Source organism: Azorhizobium sp. AG788, from assembly GCF_004364705.1.
GTDB lineage: Bacteria > Pseudomonadota > Alphaproteobacteria > Rhizobiales > Xanthobacteraceae > Azorhizobium > Azorhizobium caulinodans.
Genome location: NZ_SOBM01000001.1, coordinates 242,562 through 259,635, shown reverse-complemented (window position 1 = coordinate 259,635; position 17,074 = coordinate 242,562). Strand labels below are relative to the sequence as shown.

At 68.0% G+C, this 17,074-nt stretch carries 14 protein-coding genes; 6 read left to right on the top strand and 8 right to left on the bottom strand.

Features of this window, described 5'->3' with window-relative positions:
* Window positions 1–22: 22 nt before the first annotated feature.
* From DFO45_RS01225 to DFO45_RS01195, 7 genes are all read right to left on the bottom strand, one after another.
* The gene (locus DFO45_RS01225) at window positions 23–1,195 is read right to left on the bottom strand and encodes a DegT/DnrJ/EryC1/StrS family aminotransferase (RefSeq protein WP_133863436.1); all 1,173 of its coding nucleotides are present in this window, start codon (window positions 1,193–1,195) and stop codon (window positions 23–25) included.
* A 99-nt stretch (window positions 1,196–1,294) separates the two neighbouring features.
* Window positions 1,295–2,284, bottom strand: a complete 990-nt coding sequence (locus tag DFO45_RS01220) for a Gfo/Idh/MocA family oxidoreductase (protein WP_012172480.1) — start codon at window positions 2,282–2,284, stop codon at window positions 1,295–1,297.
* Between the two features lie 241 nt (window positions 2,285–2,525).
* On the bottom strand, window positions 2,526–3,161 hold the full coding sequence (locus DFO45_RS01215) for an outer membrane protein (RefSeq protein ID WP_133863435.1): 636 nt from the start codon (window positions 3,159–3,161) through the stop codon (window positions 2,526–2,528).
* A 335-nt stretch (window positions 3,162–3,496) separates the two neighbouring features.
* A complete protein-coding gene (locus DFO45_RS01210; RefSeq protein ID WP_012172482.1) occupies window positions 3,497–4,195 on the bottom strand; it encodes an outer membrane protein in 699 nt (232 codons plus the stop codon).
* A gap of 211 nt (window positions 4,196–4,406) precedes the next feature.
* Window positions 4,407–5,015, bottom strand: a complete 609-nt coding sequence (locus tag DFO45_RS01205) for an outer membrane protein (protein ID WP_012172483.1) — start codon at window positions 5,013–5,015, stop codon at window positions 4,407–4,409.
* A gap of 117 nt (window positions 5,016–5,132) precedes the next feature.
* The gene (locus DFO45_RS01200; RefSeq protein WP_133863434.1) at window positions 5,133–6,554 is read right to left on the bottom strand and encodes a mechanosensitive ion channel family protein; all 1,422 of its coding nucleotides are present in this window, start codon (window positions 6,552–6,554) and stop codon (window positions 5,133–5,135) included.
* A gap of 7 nt (window positions 6,555–6,561) precedes the next feature.
* Window positions 6,562–8,709 (bottom strand): adenylate/guanylate cyclase domain-containing protein, encoded by a 2,148-nt coding sequence (locus DFO45_RS01195; protein WP_133863433.1) that lies wholly within the window; start codon window positions 8,707–8,709, stop codon window positions 6,562–6,564.
* A gap of 118 nt (window positions 8,710–8,827) precedes the next feature.
* Here DFO45_RS01195 and uvrC point away from each other — a divergent pair, with 118 nt between their 5' ends.
* The 6 genes from uvrC (at window position 8,828) to DFO45_RS01165 (ending at window position 15,863) form a co-directional block, all read left to right on the top strand.
* Entirely contained in the window at window positions 8,828–10,984 is a 2,157-nt protein-coding gene (gene uvrC, locus DFO45_RS01190) for an excinuclease ABC subunit UvrC (RefSeq protein ID WP_133863432.1), read from the top strand.
* 117 nt (window positions 10,985–11,101) lie between these two features.
* A complete protein-coding gene (pgsA, locus tag DFO45_RS01185; RefSeq protein WP_012172487.1) occupies window positions 11,102–11,734 on the top strand; it encodes a CDP-diacylglycerol--glycerol-3-phosphate 3-phosphatidyltransferase in 633 nt (210 codons plus the stop codon).
* A complete protein-coding gene (moaD, locus tag DFO45_RS01180) occupies window positions 11,731–11,982 on the top strand; it encodes a molybdopterin converting factor subunit 1 (protein ID WP_012172488.1) in 252 nt (83 codons plus the stop codon). The genes pgsA and moaD overlap by 4 nt, the downstream gene beginning before the upstream one ends.
* A 30-nt stretch (window positions 11,983–12,012) precedes the next feature.
* Complete coding sequence (locus tag DFO45_RS01175; RefSeq protein ID WP_133863825.1) at window positions 12,013–12,489, top strand: molybdenum cofactor biosynthesis protein MoaE; 477 nt, start codon at window positions 12,013–12,015, stop codon at window positions 12,487–12,489.
* A 149-nt stretch (window positions 12,490–12,638) separates the two neighbouring features.
* Window positions 12,639–14,195 carry a sensor domain-containing diguanylate cyclase gene (locus tag DFO45_RS01170; protein ID WP_133863431.1) on the top strand — a complete coding sequence of 519 codons (1,557 nt, stop codon included), beginning with the start codon at window positions 12,639–12,641 and terminating at the stop codon, window positions 14,193–14,195.
* A gap of 183 nt (window positions 14,196–14,378) precedes the next feature.
* Window positions 14,379–15,863, top strand: a complete 1,485-nt coding sequence (locus DFO45_RS01165; protein ID WP_166657022.1) for a diguanylate cyclase — start codon at window positions 14,379–14,381, stop codon at window positions 15,861–15,863.
* Between the two features lie 130 nt (window positions 15,864–15,993).
* Here DFO45_RS01165 and DFO45_RS01160 read toward each other — a convergent pair whose 3' ends face one another.
* Window positions 15,994–16,881 carry a branched-chain amino acid aminotransferase gene (locus DFO45_RS01160; protein ID WP_012172492.1) on the bottom strand — a complete coding sequence of 296 codons (888 nt, stop codon included), beginning with the start codon at window positions 16,879–16,881 and terminating at the stop codon, window positions 15,994–15,996.
* Window positions 16,882–17,074 lie beyond the last annotated feature (193 nt).

The window sequence follows — 17,074 nt, the reverse complement described above, 5'->3', positions numbered from 1 at the left end:
CGGCCGCCTTCGGCGGCGGAGATCACTTGCCGACGGCGCGGCGCACGGCGGCGATGATCTTGTCCTGCGTCGCCTCATCGAGATAGGCGTGCATGGGCAGGCTGATGACCTCGGCGCAGAGGCCCTCCGCAACGGGCAGGCTCTCGGCAGCGGCCGGATACTGCGCATAGGCCGGCTGGCGGTGCATGGCGATGCGGTAATAGACGGCGGTGGGAATGCCCTCCGCCTGAAGCGCCTTCGCCAGCGCATCGCGCACGCCGGGGGCGAAGCGCAGCGTGTACTGCGCCCACACGGAGGAAGCGCGCGGATCGACGAAGGGCACGGTGGCGATGTCGGCCAGCGCCTCGTTGTAGCGGCGGGCGACCTTTTCGCGGGCGGCGATCTCGTCCTCGAAGATGGCGAGCTTCTCCAGCAGCACCGCGGCCTGGATGGTGTCGAGGCGCGCGGTCATGCCGATGCGGACATTCTCATACTTGTCCACGCCCTGGCCGTGCTCGCGCACGCTCTTGAGCACGGCAACGAGGTCGGCATCGTCGGTGAGGATGGCACCGCCGTCACCGTAGCAGCCGAGCGGCTTCGCCGGGAAGAAGGAGGTGGCGGTGGCGTCACCGATGGAGCCGGTGCGCTTGTTGTTCCAGGTGCCGCCGAAGCCCTGCGCGGTGTCGCACAGCACCTTGAGGCCGTGCCTGGCGGCGATCGGCAGGATCGCGTCATAGTCGACCGGCTGGCCGAACAGATCGACCGGGATCACCACCTTGGGGGTGAGGCCCTTTTCCTTGGCGACCGCAATGGCCTGCTCAAGGCTCGCCGGGTCCATGTTGAAGGTATCCGCCCTCACGTCCACGAACACCGGGGTCGCGCCCACCCACGGCACCACTTCGGCGGTGGCGCAGAAGGTGAAGGCCGGGCAGAAGACCGCATCGCCCGCGCCGATGCCCCAGGCCATCAGCAGCATGGCCAGCGCATCCGTGCCGCTGGAGCAGGAGACCGCATATTTGGCGCCGGCGAAGGCGGCGAGTTCGGCCTCGAACTTCGTCACTTCCGGCCCGTTCACGAAGCGGCAGCTGTCCAGCACCGCCTGCACCGCCTGGTCCACCTTCGGCCCGAGACGGGCTTTCTGGGCGGCGAGGTCGATGAAGGGGATGGGCTGGGCGAAAGCCGGCGCCGGATGAAGCTGGGCAGCGGTCGAGGTCATGGGCACACGTTCCTGGCAGGCCGCGCGCAGAGGCGCGGGGCGATCGGCATGGGACAGGCGGAGCCGGAGGCCCCGCGTCTGGTATGAAGGCGCCCGGCCTCAGCCGGCGCGCCGCACCTTGGCGCGGGCGGCCGCCTCCACCCGCTCGGTGAGGCAGGAGATGGCGATCTCCAGGCTCGCAACGCCCTCCTCGCCCGACACCGGCGGCGTGCCGCCCGTGCGGACCGCATCAAGGAAGTGCGTGAGTTCGGTGCGCAGGGGCTCCGCATAGGCCACCGGCAGGTGGCGCATGGAATAGGAGCCGTCCGGGCGGTAGTCGAAGCACTCGGTCACCTGCCGGGTCAGCAGGTCACCGATGACGTATTTCTTGCGGGTGGCCACATGCACCGTGCGCGCCTTGAAGGGCGTCAGCCAGTTGGTGTTGATATGGGCCAGTACGCCGGAGGCGGTGCGGAACTGGAGCAGAGCGATGTCCTCGCGCTCGGCCATGGCGCTGGAGGTCTGCGGCTGCACCTCGACGATGTCCGAGCCCGTGAACCAGCGGATGAGGTCGATGTCATGCACGGCGAGGTCGATGACCACGCCCACGTTCGACATGCGCGGCGGGAACGGACCGACGCGGGTGATGGCGATGGAGAGGAGTTCCTCGCCCTCGATGGCCTTCTTCACCGCCTGCACGGCCGGATTGAAGCGCTCCACATGGCCGACCATGAGCGTCACGCCCTTGGCCCTGGCGGCGGCAACGATCTCGCGCCCCTGCTCCACGGTGGAGGCCACCGGCTTTTCCACCAGCACCGAGCAGCCGGCATTGATGACATCGAGCGCCACGGAATGGTGGAGATGGGTCGGGGCGGCGACGATCACCGCATCGAGACCCAGTTCCAGCAGACCGTGATGATCGCTCACCGCCTGACAGCCGAGCACCTCGGCCACGCGGCCGGCCTGCGCCGTGTCCGGATCGGCCACCGCCACCAGCTCCGCACCCGGCAGTTCCGCCAGAACGCGGGCGTGGTTGGAGCCCATGATGCCAATGCCGGTGACGCCGACGCGAAGGGGACGCGCCACGGAGGCCGCCGAATCACGAGCCATTTCAGCCCTCTTGCCTACTGAACTTCGGCTGCGCTCCTATCATGGGGGGGCGGGCCAAAGCGAGGCGCCACATCAATTCCGCGACGTTTCGCCGTTCAAGAATTACGTCCGCGTGTTACCGCGCCGCCACAAACGGGCCGGTTCCGGCGGAAAAGCAGAAGGGACGCGGCTCGCGCCACGCCCCCTCATCACGACCCCCGTCGTGCCGGACGCGGGACCTGCCCGCGCGCTGTCCGATGCGTCAGAACTTGTAGTTGACGCCGAGCCGCGCCGTTGACGCGGCGACCCCAGCCTCGCCGAGCGCCTTGTAATCGGCCTTGCCGAGATCGGTGTAGAGATACTCGGCGCGGGCGGTCCAATTGTTGGTGAGGGCGTACTCCACGCCGCCGCCCACCGTCCAGCCGGTGAGGGTCTGGGACTGGCTCGTGCCGAAGTCGGTGATCTTGTTGTTGCCCCAGGCAAAGCCGCCGGTGACATAGGGCAGCACGCGGTCCACCGCATACCCTAGGCGGGCGCGGACGGTGCCGAAGGATTCGAGCTTGCTGGACACCGGGCCGTTGCCGGCGCTGATGCCGCCGCCCTGCACGTCCGCCTCGAGGCCCACCAGCATGTTGTTCTGGAACTGGTAGTTGTAGCCGACCTGACCACCGCCGAACCATCCGTCGGGATCGAGGCCGAGCGCATCCGCGCTGCCCTTGCCCGAGCCCCACGCATAGCCGGTGTTGGCGCCGATATAGAATCCCGTCCAGGAGAAGACCGGCGGCGCGCTCACGGCGCTCGCTGGCATCACGGGGGCCGGCCGGGACAGATCGGCCGCCATGGCGGGCGCAGCGAACAGCAGGCTCGCCAGCGCTCCCGTGACCAGAACCGATTTCATCACGCTCTACCCTTCACTTGAAAGCCCATTCCCCCTCGTATCGCCCGCGAGGCGGGCAAGGGCATGGCACGGTCTGGGCAAAGCGATGGCAGCGGGCAGATGGCCGAATAGCGGCAGCGCGGACGTGGCGGTGCGTCAGACGGGGACCGCGAGAGGTAAGGCGCGCGATATCAGCAACACCTGTTGCATATCGGCCGAAGGGGGTGGCAGCACCTTACGGCAGCCAGCGAACCTGCGGCGTGCCTTGGGGGAGGCAAGGACCAAATGCGGCAGAGTCGGGGCAATAAAAAACCCCGGGCTTTCGCCCGGGGTTCTCGTCACCGGAAAGGTCCGGATCAGAACTTGTAGTTCACGCGAGCGCGCAGGACGCTCATGTTGAACGAGGTGTCCAGCGAGGTCAGGTTCGGGAACAGGTAGTTGTTGCCACCCAGATCCACGTACAGGTACTCGAGGCCAGCCGTGATGTTGTTGGTGACGGCGTACTCGAAGCCCGCGCCGATGGTCCAGCCCCAGTTCGTGGAGGAGGTGCCGACGCCGTAGATGTTGCCGTAGTCGACATGGCCCCAAGCAGCACCACCGGTGATGTAGGGCAGGAACTTGTCGAAGGCGTAGCCGAGACGGGCGCGGACGGTGCCGAAGTAGTCGAGCGAGCCGTTGATCGTCTGGCCGGCGAGCGGGCCGTTCACGGCGACGCCGGAGCTGCCGATGCCGGTCCAGTCGATGTCAGCTTCGATGCCGACCACGACGTTGTTGGCGAACTGGTAGTTGTAGCCGATCTGGCCACCGCCCAGCCAGTCGTCCTGGCCGCCGACGGAGTAGCTGTAGGGCAGGCCCGTGCGGGTGTTGCCGTGGAAGTCGGTGGAGCCCCAGGCGTAACCGACGTTGGCGCCGATGTAGAAGCCGGTCCAGGAGAACACGGGCACGACCGGCGCAATGGCCTTGACGGGGTACTTGGTGGCGAGGTCAGCCGCAGAGGCGGCGCCGCAGCCGAGGAGAGCCAGGGCCGACACCCCGGCGAGAGCGCGCTTCAACATGGGAACACCTTTTGTGTTTTTCGACGAAGAACCAGTGAGGCGGACCATACATCGGGATCGCCGCCCCGTCTGTCACCCTAGCGCAACACCTCCTTTTGAAAGCACGGCAAAATTGCGGCAGAGGTTCCAGATCGCGACACAATTGCAGCCGACGCCACGAAAAAAGCCTTCTGGTTTCAAGATTTCCGCGGCGTCGACTGACGTTAAGAGACTAGAAACGATAGTTCACACCTGCGCGAAGAACGCTTGTGTCATAGCTCACGTTGGTGGGGCCGACCCAGGTGCCATAGGTCGAGTTGCCTAGATCGACGTACATATATTCTGCACGCGCGCTCCAATTGCGGTCGATCGCATATTCCGCACCGGCACCCAGGGCCCATCCGTAGGAGGTCTGGCTGTTGCTGAGACCGAACACCTGGTAGGAGCCCTTGCCATAGGCGAAGCCGGCGGTGCCGTAGATGAGGACGCGGTCGAAGGCGAAGCCCGCGCGGGCCCGCACCGTGCCGATATAGTCCTGGCTGTAATTGCCGTCGTTCATGCCGGCCCAGTCGAAGTCGGTCTCAAGACCGAGCACGATGGGCGATCCGGCCATCTGAAGATTGTAGCCGGCCTGCAGGCCGCCCAGGAATCCCTTCGGGGAATCGGCGCCCGCCGAGCCCCAGCCGTAGCCGATGTTTCCGCCGACGTAGAATCCGGTCCAGGAGGCAGGCGCGGCCGCCGCCGGTGCATAGCCATAGCTGTTGCCGTAGCTGAGATCGGCTGCCGCCACGGGGCTCGCCGCCAGCGTCGCGGCCAAGGCCGCGATGATGCGGGTCTTCATGGAACTCTCCTCATTGCGGACGGGAGGGGGTCGTCCCGCCTTGCAGCGAGTAAGGCTTCCAAAGGCAAAGGAAGTGTCGCCGCTCCGCTTCGGCCTGCGAAGCTGGTGAAGAGAGTCTTAAGCGGCCGCGCCGCCGTTGCCTGCCAGCGAGTCGGCGAGCGCGGCGGTGCGCGCCTCGACGATCATGTCCACCCTCTGGGCCAGCGCCGGGTGGCGCTCCAGCAGGCGCTCCATGGCGGCCACAGGCACTTCCAGCAGATGAACCTCACTCTCCGCCAGAACCTCCACGGACGAGGGCGTGCCGCGGAAGGCGTCGCGGGTGGCATAGAGCGCGCCATCCGCGAGGCGTTCCACCACCCCGCCGGCCGGCAGGCTCACCCGGGCCGCACCGGACAGCAGCACCAGGAAATAAGGGGCCGCCTCCCCCGCCCGCAGGATGATCTCGCCCGCCGCATAGAGGCGCAGGCGCGCGTCCACCGCCACGACACGCAGGTCGTCGCTCACCGCACCGAAGGCGCCGGTGCCGGCGAGCGCCGCAAGACGGGTCTGCGGGGTGTCGGTGCCATAAAGCTCTTCCGCGCTCACGCCCTCGGCCACGGAGACGCCGTGGCGCTGGCCGACGTACCAGAGGCGGTGCAGGAAGGCGTCGCGCGCCTTCACCACCTGGCTGGCATCGGCCACCGGGAAGGACACGCCATAGACGATTGCCGTGCCGCCCAGTTGCTTGACGCGGCAGGCAACGGCATTGGCGTCGAGCAATTGGGGCACGTCCCGTGCCGCCTCCAGCAGGAGGGCCTTGGCTTCCGCCGGCGCGGTGCCGGGCGGCAGGGACACGTCGGTCGCGACCGATACCGACTGCCGGGCGCGGGTGATGCGCAAGGAAGCGCTGGACATGTTGGCGCTCGGCACCACGATGCGCTCGCCGGAGAGGGTCTCCACCGTGATGGCCCGCCAGTCGATCTGCACCACCTTGGCCGGCGTGCCGTCGATCTGCAGCCAGTCGCCGAGATTGAAGTGGCGGCCGGAGAAGACGATCACGCCCGCCACGAGCCCGCCGATGACGTTTTGAAGCGCGAGGCCCAGCACCACCGAGCCGATGCCGAGCGCCCCCAGCAGGCTGCCGAGGTCCACGTCCCAGATGGTGGACACGATGATGGCCGCGCCGATGGCCACCACCGCGGACGAGCCGAGCTCATAGAACAGGCGCGGTGCCGGCAGGCGCCCCACGGTTTCGCTGAAGGCGATGATGAGGCTCTGGAGGATGGTGAAGACGGCGTGCAGCAGCAGGATGCCCACCGCCGTGTCCACGATCTTCACCGTCAGGCCGTCCGGCGGCAGGTGCAGCAGTTCGTGGACGATGATCCAGACGGCGCCTGCCGGCACCACGATCATCTGCAGTGCCTTGATCGGCCGGCGCGCCGCCGAGTCCGGCCCGGCGAAACGCCGCGTCAGCTCGATGAGAAGAACCGTGAGGAGCGGAAAGCCGAGGACGATCAGGATCGTCCACGGCACCTCTTGGGCGATCTGCGCGCTGAGCATCGCCGTCTCACCGGCTCTCGGCGGCGGGCGCAGGCGCGGCCGGACGCTGCCACGTGGCGACCGGCGTGTCGTCGAACAGCGTGATCTCCGCCTTGGGCTCGAAGCCCTCGCGCACGCTCAACTGCTGGAAGACCGCCTCCGTCACCCGCACGGTGCCCGGCTCGGCGTCGAAGACGATGCGCCGGGCTTCCAGCATGGTGGCGCCCCACACGTCGTAAAGCATGCGGTGGCGGCCGACGATGCCCACCTCCACGTCGCCGAGCGCGACGCCAGCGCGGACCGAGAGCTCGACCTCATAGACCCGCGACAGGCGGTCGAGCGCACCGCTCACCTGCTCCACGAAGGCAAGGCCCCGCTGGGCGGCGTCGAGGCGCGGCGTCGAGAGGCCGCAGGCGGCCATATAGGTTTCGCCGATGGTGCGGATCTTCTCCAGCCCGCCGGCGGTGCACAGTTCGTCCAGATCGCCAACCACGGCATTGACGCGCTCCAGCGTCTCGCCGCTGCCGCCCCGCACCAGCCCCTCGAAGCCCTCGATGATGAGGACCACCACGCAGACGTTGCGCACATGCTCGGAGAAGGCGCCTTCGCCATTGCGGATGCGGTCGGCGATGAGGTCGGGATAGAAATTGCGCAGCAGTTGCTCGTACTCGACCGTCTTCTGCTCGATGCGGGCGGAGCGCTCGGCGATCTCGTTGGCCATGGCGTTGAAGGCGCGGGCAAGGTCGGCAAATTCGTCGCGCCCCTTCACCGGAATGCGCACGCTCTCGTCGCCCGCCGCCAGCGTGTTGACGCCGGCGAGCACCGCCTGGATGGGGCGGGTGAACACGCTGGCGAGCGCCACCGAGATGGCTGTGAGGATGACCGCCGCCAGCGCCGCCACCACCAGGATGGAGTGGCGCAGGCCGTCCACCGGCGCCAGCGCCTCCGCCTCGTCCTGCTGGGCGACCACGATCCAGTGCAGGCCCTGCACCGCCACCGGCCCCCAGGAGCTCAGGGTGGAGACGCCCCGGTAATCGGCCACGATCTGGGTGTCGGAGCGCCCCTTCTGGCCCTCGCGCGTCGCCTCCGTGCTGACCTTCTGGGCCATGATGGGCGAGTCGAAGTGCCTGATGCGCGCGAGCGTCTCCGAACTCACGCCCGTGGCCTCCAGCGCCTTGAAATAGGCCGCCGGGTCCTGGATCAGGAAGCGCGAGGGCGAGCGCATCAGCAGCTCGTTGACGCCGACGAGATAGACCTCGCCCGTGCGTCCCAGCCCGGCCTCTTCCCAATGCCGGTCGTTGGTCATGAGCGCGTTGATCTGCTTGACCGACAGCACGCCGATGACAACGCCCACGAGATTGCCGTCCGAAAAGACCGGCGCCGCGATGAAGGCGGAGGGGCGCAGGCCCGCCGGAATGTAAGCGGAGAAGTCCTCCAGCACCGTATGGCCGGGCACCCCGCCGCCCTCGATCACGCGGCTGAAGGCGCGGGCGGCGCCGGAGGTGGAGAGGGGCCCGCTCTTCAGGCTGGCGCCGAGATCGGTCCGCTTGGCCACCGTATAGACGATGGTGCCGCTCCTCGCGTCCACCAGCAGGATGTCCTCCAGCGCGTGGGTTTCCACGGCCCGGCGGAAGAAGGGCTGGAAGCGCGCCACCGCATCGTCATAGGCGGCAAGGCCGGAGTCCGCCGGCTGGCCGGTATCCTCCCGCGACACGCCCTCCGTGCCCACCGGATTGGCGTTGCGCGTCACATAGGCGGCCTGAAGCCGCAGGGCGGCCGGGCTCGCCGGCAGAAAGCCGCGCGGCACCAGCGGCGCATCCACGAGCATAGCGAAGGAGGGCAGGAACTTGTCCTTGTAATAGGCATCGAGCTCCGGCGTGGGCGTCGCGGACGCGCCGACGCCGGCCCGCAGGTAGGCGGCCGAGAAGGCCTGTATGCCGGCAATGGTCGAGGCATCCTGCGAGATGTCGCTGAAGTCGTCCGAGACGTCCTGGAACCAGTTGACCACCTGCGCCGCCTTGGCGGTGCGCAGGGTGGTGAGCTGGTCGAAGATGCTGGACTTCAGCGTCGTGGTTCCGCTGCGCATGGCGACAAGGCTCGCCGCCACCAGACAGCCGATGCCGCAGATGAGCAGCATGGCCAGAACCTTGGAGCGGATGGACAGGAAACCGAACATGAAGCCCCCCGGCAGGTACCGGGCTGATTGGTAGTAGTTTTTTACGCCTTGTCCATGGATTGGGGGATGCAAAGGCTGGCCTCTGGCCCTCGGCCCGGCGAATCCCTACCTTCCGCCCATGACGAGCCGCCTCCCGAACGACCTGCCCGACACGCCGGACGACGCCGACCTCCTGCCCGAGACCGAGGACGAAGCCTCCCTGCCCCTCGCGGAGGAGAGCGACGAGGCCGAGCCCGCCGAGGGTCCCCTCGCCACGGGCCGCGCCGTCATCGCCCGCGCAGCCAAGCACGCGCCGACAGGACCGGGCGTCTATCGCATGCTGGGGGCGGACGGCACGGTGCTCTACGTGGGCAAGGCCAAGAGCATCAAGAAGCGCATCCTCAGCTACACGCGCCTCGTCGGCCACACCAACCGCATCGCCCGCATGATCGCGGCCACCGCCAGCATGGAGTTCGTCTCCACCGCGACGGAGCCCGAGGCGCTGCTGCTGGAAGCGAACCTCATCAAGCAGCTGAAGCCGCGCTTCAACGTGCTGCTGCGGGACGACAAGTCCTTTCCTTATATCCTCATCACCGCCGACCATCCGGCGCCGCAGATCCTCAAGCATCGCGGCGCCCGCTCGCGGCCGGGCGACTATTACGGGCCGTTCGCCAGCGTCTGGGCGGTGGACCGCACCATCAACGCGCTCCAGCGCGCCTTCCTCCTGCGCTCCTGCTCGGACAGCTATTACGAGAACCGCTCGCGCCCCTGCCTGCTGTTCCAGATCAAGCGCTGTTCCGGCCCTTGCACGGGCGAGGTGAGCACCGCCGATTATGCCGAGCTGGTGCGCGAGGCCCGCGCCTTCCTCGCCGGGCGCTCGCGCGCCATCAAGGAGGAACTGGCGAAGGAGATGGAAGCGGCGGCGGAGGAGCTGGAATTCGAGCGCGCCGCCCGCCTGCGCGACCGTCTCGCGGCGCTGTCCGCCGTGCAGGGCAGCCAGGGCATCAACCCCCGCTCGGTGGAGGAGGCGGACGTCTTCGCCTGCCACCAGCAGGGCGGGGCCACCTGCATCGAGGTCTTCTTCTTCCGCACCGGCCAGAACTGGGGCAACCGCGCCTATTATCCCCGCGCCGACCGCTCGCTCGACGAGAAGGACGTGCTCGGCCCCTTCCTCTCGCAATTCTATGAGGACAAGCCCTGCCCGCGCCTCATCCTCTTGAGCCACGAGGTGGAGGAGCAGGATCTCATCGCCGAGGCCCTGTCGCAGAAGGCGGGCTACAAGGTGGAGATCAGCGCCCCCAAGCGGGGCGAGAAGCGTGATCTCGTGGACCACGCGCTCCAGAACGCCCGCGAGGCGCTGGGCCGCAAGCTCGCGGAGACGGCGACGCAGGGCAAGCTGCTGGACGGTGTCGCCGCCGCCTTCAAGCTGGAGAAGCCGCCCCAGCGCATCGAGGTCTATGACAACTCTCACATCATGGGCACCAATGCGGTGGGCGGCATGATCGTGGCGGGGCCGGAAGGCTTCCGCAAAAGCCAGTACCGCAAGTTCAACATCAAGTCCGCCGACCTCGTGCCCGGCGACGATTACGGCATGATGCGCGAGGTGCTGCGCCGCCGCTTCTCCCGCCTGCTGCGGGAAGCCCCGCGCGGTGGGGCGGCGCCTGCGGTGGCCCCGCTGGCGCCAGCTCCGACGGATTTGCCCGCTCCGCCTCCCGCCCCCGCCGCCGCCGCGCAGGAGACGTGGCGCACGCGCGGCGAGCCCGGCGAAATCCCGGTCGATCCCGCCCCGCTCCCGCCCACCCCGGCCGAGGTGCAGGAAGCCGCCGATGATGCCTCCCCCTGGCCCGACCTCGTGCTGATCGACGGCGGCCTCGGCCAGCTCAATGCGGCGCGGGCGGTGATGGACGAGCTCGGCATCACCGACGTGCCGATGGTGGGCATCGCCAAGGGTCTCGACCGCGAGGCGGGCCGCGAGCAGTTCTTCATCCCCGGCCAGCAGCCGTTCCGCATGGAGCCCCGCGATCCGGTGCTCTATTTCATCCAGCGCCTGCGGGACGAAGCCCACCGTTTCGCCATCGGCTCGCACCGGGCGCGGCGGAAGAAGGACATTTCGGATGCCGGCCTTCAGGCCATCCCCGGCGTCGGCCCGACCCGCAAGCGCGCGCTGCTGAGGCACTTCGGTACCCTCAAGGCCATCGAACGGGCCTCGCTCGCCGATCTTGAGCAGGTTCCGGGCGTAAATGCCTCGACGGCACGGGCCATCTACGAGTATTTCCATGATCGCATCGGCGCGTGAGGCGGCCTCGACCCTGCCTGCTTTCGCGCGCACAGTGGCTGCGATGGACGTAACGGCAGGCCTCGAGATTCGAGGCGCGCGGCGTCCCGTGGCAGAACGCACCGAGGCCCGTCCGGCATGGCCGAAGCAGTGACCCGCCCTTCTTCTCCCGCACCGGCGCGGAACCTCGCCTTCTCCGTGCCGAACATCCTCACCTATTCCCGCTGCGCGGCGGTGCCGCTGGTGGCCGCGTGCCTGTTCTGGGCCGACATCCTGCAAGGCGGCCTGTCGCTGCGCTGGGTGGCGCTCGGCCTGTTCATCGCCGCCGCCGTGACGGATTTCTTCGACGGCTATCTCGCCCGCGCCTGGTCGCAGCAGTCGGCCATCGGCCGCATGCTTGATCCCATCGCGGACAAGCTGCTGGTCTCCACCTGCCTCTTGATGCTGGCGTCGGACGGCACCATCCGCGGCTGGTCGCTGTGGGCGGCCATCGTCATCCTGTGCCGCGAGATTCTCGTCTCGGGCCTGCGGGAATTCCTCGCCGAGCTGCGCGTCAGCGTGCCGGTGTCCCGGCTCGCCAAATGGAAGACCACGCTCCAGCTCATCGCCGTGGGCTTCCTGCTGGCGGGCGAGGCAGGCGACCGGCTGATCCATGGCGTGACCTATGCGGGCCTTGCCCTGCTGTGGATCTCCGCCGTGCTCACCCTCTACACGGGCTATGACTATTTCCGGGCCGGCGGGCGCCATCTGGTGTCGGGAGACAATCGGTGAAGGTGCTCTATTTCGCCTGGCTGCGCGAACGTGTGGGGGTGCCGGAGGAAGAGGTGGAGGTGCCCGCAGAGGTGCGCACCGTCTCCGAGCTCGCGGCCTTCCTGCGCGCGAAGGGCGGCGGCCATGCCCATGCCTTCGACAATCCGGCCGTGGTGCGCGCCGCTCTCGACCGCAAGCATGTGAAGCCGGATGCGCCCCTCGGCGCGGCACGGGAGATCGCCTTCTTCCCGCCTATGACCGGAGGCTGAGCGGTGAGCGACGCCCCTCCCGCCGACGACCTGTTCAGCGTCCGCGTGCAGGCGGAGGATTTCGACGCCGGCGCAGAGATCGCCGCGCTGGCGCAGGGCCGCACGGACATCGGCGCGGTGGTGACTTTCAGCGGCCTGTGCCGGGCGGACGTTAAGGACGACCTGCCGCTGGCCGCCCTGCATCTCGAACATTATCCCGGCATGGCAGAAGCCGAGATGGAGCGCATCCTCGACGAGGCCCGCACCCGCTGGCCTCTCTCCGGTGGCCGTGTCGTGCACCGCTTCGGGCGCATCGTGCCCGGCGAGAACATCGTGCTGGTCGTGACCGCCTCGCCCCATCGCGGGGCGGCCTTCGCGGCGGCCGAATTCCTCATGGACTGGCTGAAGACCTCCGCCCCCTTCTGGAAGAAGGAGGAACGCCCCGGCGCGGCCGATGACGGCGCCTGGGTCGAGGCCAAGGAGGCAGACGACGACGCCGCCCTGCGCTGGGGCTCGCCTTCGGCCTGAGTCGGGAGACGGCTCAGGAACGGCTCGCAGACCTGATGGTCCGTCAGGCGGAAAAATGCGGCGCCGCTCTAGATTTCGCTGCAGCACAATGCAACGCATGGTATGTTTTGCATACGAGTGAAATGCGCGAGTCCGGACCGCCATAAGGCATGCTGAACCCCGATGTGCGACGCACCTATGCGCTGGCCGCGATCTGCGTTGGTGTTTTCCTCTCTTTGGCCGTCGCCGCCTTCCTGCTCTGGGAGAACCGCCGTGAACGCTGGGCCAGCGCGGTGCAGTCCGCGCATAATGTGCTCATCACGCTCACCAGCGACATCAACCGCAATCTGAACATCGTCGACCTGTCCCTGCAGGGGGCACAGGATGCCTTCCTCAAGGCCGACCTCACGACGCTGGACCCCGCCACGCGCAACATGGTGCTGTTCGACCGCGCCCTGAACGCGCGCTACCTCGGCGTCATGCTCATCCTGTCGCCCAGCGGCGACGTGCTCTACGACCTCGGTCACCCCATTCCGCGTCCCGGCAATTTTTCCGATCGCGACTATTTCCTGGTCCAGAAGGACGCGAATCACGCCCCCTATCTGAGCCGTCCCTACAACGCCCGTTTCCGCGACTTTGAACCGAGCGTCGCTCTCAGCCGGCGCATCTCAGGGCCGGACGGATCGTTCCGGGGCGTCGTCATGGGGGGCATCGGCCTCGAATTCTTCCGCGACCTCTTCGCCAATGTGGATGTGGGGCCGCGCGGCATTGTCAGCCTGGTGCGGGACGACGGGGTGATCGTGATGCGCTGGCCCTCCAGCGACGGGCACGGCGACACCAACCTCGATATCGCCAGCTCCGAAGGGATGCGGCGGATCATGACCGGCGACGGCCAGCCCTTCACCATGGACGGGGCCGTGGACGGGGTGCGCCGGCACTATTTCTACGACCGGGTCGGCCAGTATCCACTCCGCCTCGTCGTAGCCTTCGCGGTGGATGACGTACTCGCGCCCTGGCGCCGCCAGGCCCTCGCCTTCGGCGCCATCAGCGGCGCATCGAGCCTGCTGATCATCCTGCTGGTGATTGCCTTGCAGCGGGCGCTGCGCAAGGAGCGGCTCGTCTCCGCCCGGCTGGAAAACCTCGCCACGACCGATTGGCTCACCGGGCTCGCCAACCGGCGCAGCTTTGACGAAAATCTCATCATGGCCGGTCGCCGGGCCGCCCGTTCCGGCGCGTCCCTGTCGCTGCTGATGATCGATGCCGACCGCTTCAAGCTTCTCAACGACACCTTCGGCCACGCCAAGGGCGACGAGGTGCTGCACCAGATCGGTGCCGTCATCGCCGCCGCCGCCCGGCGGGCCGATGATGTGGCGGCGCGCTATGGCGGCGAGGAATTCGCCGTCATCCTGCCCGCCACCGGAGCCGCCGGAGCGGCCCGTGTGGCCGAAGGCATCCGCGCCGACATCGAACGGCAGGTCGGCCGCCCGAATATGCCGGTGAGCGTCAGCATCGGCGTCGCCACCGGGCACCTCCTCACCGGGCAGGACGCGGAAGGGCTGCTCGCCGCGGCGGACAAGGCCGTCTACGAAGCCAAGGCGAATGGTCGTAACCGCGTGGCGGTGCGCAACCTCACCGAGACGCCGGATCACCGCCGTCCTCCGGATGCCGGCACTCACGCGGCCGCCGACTACACGTCCGAGGATCCCCGGACCGCTCAGGCGGTCTGATCCATCGCAATGCGGAGCGCGCCTGCGGCGCTTTCCATCAGGGACAATCTTCGACACGCCGGACTGGCCCTTGTGCCGCGCATGCTATCCATCGCATGGTATAAAGATAACGCCCCGACAGAGAAGGCTGTTGCGACGTTGCCAACCCGTTTGAAGATGTCCCTCCGGCGGCACGGGGTCATCGTGTCCGTATGCCTCGGCCTTATCGCGACCCTCGGCGTGCAGGCCGTGCTGCTGCTGGAGATCCGGCAGGACCGCTGGACCAGCGCCATCCAGGCGGCGCAGAACGTGCTTCATACGCTGGACAGCGATGTCGACCGCAACCTCAATCTTCTCGACCTCTCCCTTCAGGGCGCACAGGAGGCCACCACCCGTGTCGAGATCGCCAACCTCGACCCGGTGATCCGCAACCTCGTGCTGTTCGATCGCGCCGGGAGTGCCGAATATCTCGGGGCCATGCTGGTGCTCTCCCCCAGCGGCGAGATCGTCTATGACGCCAGCGAGGTGAAGCCCCGGAGCGGGAATTTCGCGGACCGGGACTATTTCCAGGTGCAGAAGGACAGTGCGCAGGAGCCCTATATCAGCGCGCCCTTCGTCGGGCGGCTGGGGGGCGACACCCCCGGCATCGCCCTCAGCCGGCGGATCAGCAATCCGGACGGCAGCTTTGACGGCGTGGTGATGGGGGCAATCAGCCTCAACTATTTCCGCGACCTCTTCTCGCGCATCAACATGGGCCGGGCGGGCGAGATCGCCCTCGTGCGCAGCGACGGGCGCCTCGTCATGCGCTGGCCGTCCGGTGACACCCACGACCTGCTCAATGCCAGCATCTCGCGGTCGGGCCTCTTCCGGCACATCGCCGAGGGGCCGAGCGGCTCCTTCACCACCAGCGACGGCACCGACGGCGTCGAGCGACATTATCTCTACGCCCCCGTCGGCCGTTTTCCGCTGACGCTGGTGGTGGGCTTCTCCGTGGACGAGGTGCTCGGCCTCTGGCGGCGGCAGGCCCTCACCTTCGGCCTCATCGGCTGCGTCATTGCCGGCGCCATCGTCCTCCTGGTGCTGGCGCTGCAAGGCGCGCTGCGGCGGGAGGAGAAGATGAGCGCGCGGTTCGAGAACCTCGCCACCACCGACTGGCTGACCGGGCTTCCCAACCGGCGCTCCTTCGACGAGCGCCTGATCGCCGCCGCCCGCAGCACCGCCCGCTCCGCGGCGCCGCTGGCGCTGCTGATGATCGACGTGGACCGCTTCAAGGTGCTGAACGATCGTTTCGGCCATGGGCGCGGCGACGAGGTGCTCCGCCAGATCAGCCAGGTGCTGAACGCCTGCGCCCGCCGGCCGGACGACATGGTGGCGCGCTATGGCGGCGAGGAGTTCGCCGCCGTGCTGCCTGGCACGGACGCCGCCGGCGCCGCCCGCGTGGCCGAGGCGATGCGGGCCGCGGTGGAGCACGCCTTCCCGAGCCCCGACATGACCGTGACCGTGAGCATCGGGGCCGCCTCCGGTACGCTTGCCCCCGAGACGGAAACCCGGACCTTGCTGGCCGCCGCCGATGCCGCGCTCTACGAGGCGAAAGCGCAGGGACGCAACCGGGTGGTCCTCGCCTCCGGCACGGCGCCCGTGACGGAGGCCCTGCCCCTGCTGCCGCCTTCACGCGTGCGCAGCCGCTGAGCCGTCGGTCGCGTCCGCCGGCCTCACCCTTCTGCTTCGCAACCGCAAAGCAAAAGGGCCGCTCCGGTTCACGGAGCGGCCCTCTGGTCTTGGTCCTGCGCCGCGTTCGCGGCGGATCAGGCGATCCCGATCAGGCGGCGGCCTGCTTCGGGCGGGTCTCGGCCGTATAGGCATCCATCAGCTGATGGGTGATGCCCGACGGCGTGAACTTCCACTCGGCGATCTCGCCCACCGGCGTCACCTCGGCGGCGGTGCCGGTGATGAAGCACTCGGAGAAGCCGGCCAGTTCCTCGGGCTTGATGTGGCGCTCGACCACCTCGTAGCCGTGGCGCTTGGCGAGGTCGATCACCGTGCGGCGGGTGATGCCATCGAGGAAGCAGTCGGGCTTCGGCGTGTGGATGACGCCATCCTTCACGAAGAAGATGTTGGCGCCGGTGCACTCCGCCACGAGGCCGCGATAATCCAGCATCATCGCATCCGCATAGCCGCGACGCTCGGCCTTATGCTTGGAGATGGTGCAGATCATGTAGAGACCGGAGGCCTTGGCCTTGCAGGGGATCGTCGCCGGATCGGGGCGGCGGAACTCCGCAAGGTCGAGGCGCAGGCCCTTCTGGCGCTGCTCGGGGTCGAAATAGCTCGGCCATTCCCACACGCCGATGGCGAGGTGGATCTTGTTGTGCTGGGCCGAGACGCCCATCATCTCGCTGCCGCGCCAGGCAACCGGACGCACATAGGCGTCCACGAGATTGTTCTTCTCGAGCGTCAGGCGCTTGGCCGCATCGATCTCGGCGATCGAATAGGGAATGGTGAAGTCCAGCATCTCGGCGGAGAGACGCAGGCGCTCGGAATGCTCCGAGGACTTGAAGATCGTGCCGCCATAGGCGCGCTCGCCTTCGAACACGCAACTGGCATAGTGAAGGCCATGGGAGAGTACGTGCAGCTTGGCGTCCTGCCACGGCACCAGAGCGCCGTCCATCCAGATCCAGCCGTCACGTTTGTCGAAAGGCTCTCCGCTCATGATCTTCACTCCTGTTGGGCTCGTCTTCGGGGCGGCCCTTGTCTCCTGCGCACCCCCGCGCTTTGCAGGGGCCGAGGTTGTCGATATTTTCTGGACTCAAGGATGAGCCCAGCCGTTCGCAAGCGCAATGATCGAAACATCTCACCGGGATCAAGAGACCGATCATTTCGTCGCCGGCGCCCTGTGAGTAACG

What these genes read in the sequence shown, in the direction of transcription:
- DFO45_RS01225 (WP_133863436.1), bottom strand. Translation starts at nt 1,195, where the DNA reads ATGACCTCGACCGCTGCCCAGCTTCATCCGGCGCCGGCTTTCGCCCAG.
- DFO45_RS01220 (WP_012172480.1), bottom strand. Translation starts at nt 2,284, where the DNA reads ATGGCTCGTGATTCGGCGGCCTCCGTGGCGCGTCCCCTTCGCGTCGGC.
- DFO45_RS01210 (WP_012172482.1), bottom strand. Translation starts at nt 4,195, where the DNA reads ATGTTGAAGCGCGCTCTCGCCGGGGTGTCGGCCCTGGCTCTCCTCGGC.
- DFO45_RS01195 (WP_133863433.1), bottom strand. Translation starts at nt 8,709, where the DNA reads ATGTTCGGTTTCCTGTCCATCCGCTCCAAGGTTCTGGCCATGCTGCTC.
- DFO45_RS01160 (WP_012172492.1), bottom strand. Translation starts at nt 16,881, where the DNA reads ATGAGCGGAGAGCCTTTCGACAAACGTGACGGCTGGATCTGGATGGAC.
- DFO45_RS01205 (WP_012172483.1), bottom strand. Translation starts at nt 5,015, where the DNA reads ATGAAGACCCGCATCATCGCGGCCTTGGCCGCGACGCTGGCGGCGAGC.
- DFO45_RS01200 (WP_133863434.1), bottom strand. Translation starts at nt 6,554, where the DNA reads ATGCTCAGCGCGCAGATCGCCCAAGAGGTGCCGTGGACGATCCTGATC.
- DFO45_RS01170 (WP_133863431.1), top strand. Translation starts at nt 12,639, where the DNA reads ATGCTGAACCCCGATGTGCGACGCACCTATGCGCTGGCCGCGATCTGC.
- DFO45_RS01215 (WP_133863435.1), bottom strand. Translation starts at nt 3,161, where the DNA reads ATGAAATCGGTTCTGGTCACGGGAGCGCTGGCGAGCCTGCTGTTCGCT.
- uvrC (WP_133863432.1), top strand. Translation starts at nt 8,828, where the DNA reads ATGACGAGCCGCCTCCCGAACGACCTGCCCGACACGCCGGACGACGCC.
- pgsA (WP_012172487.1), top strand. Translation starts at nt 11,102, where the DNA reads ATGGCCGAAGCAGTGACCCGCCCTTCTTCTCCCGCACCGGCGCGGAAC.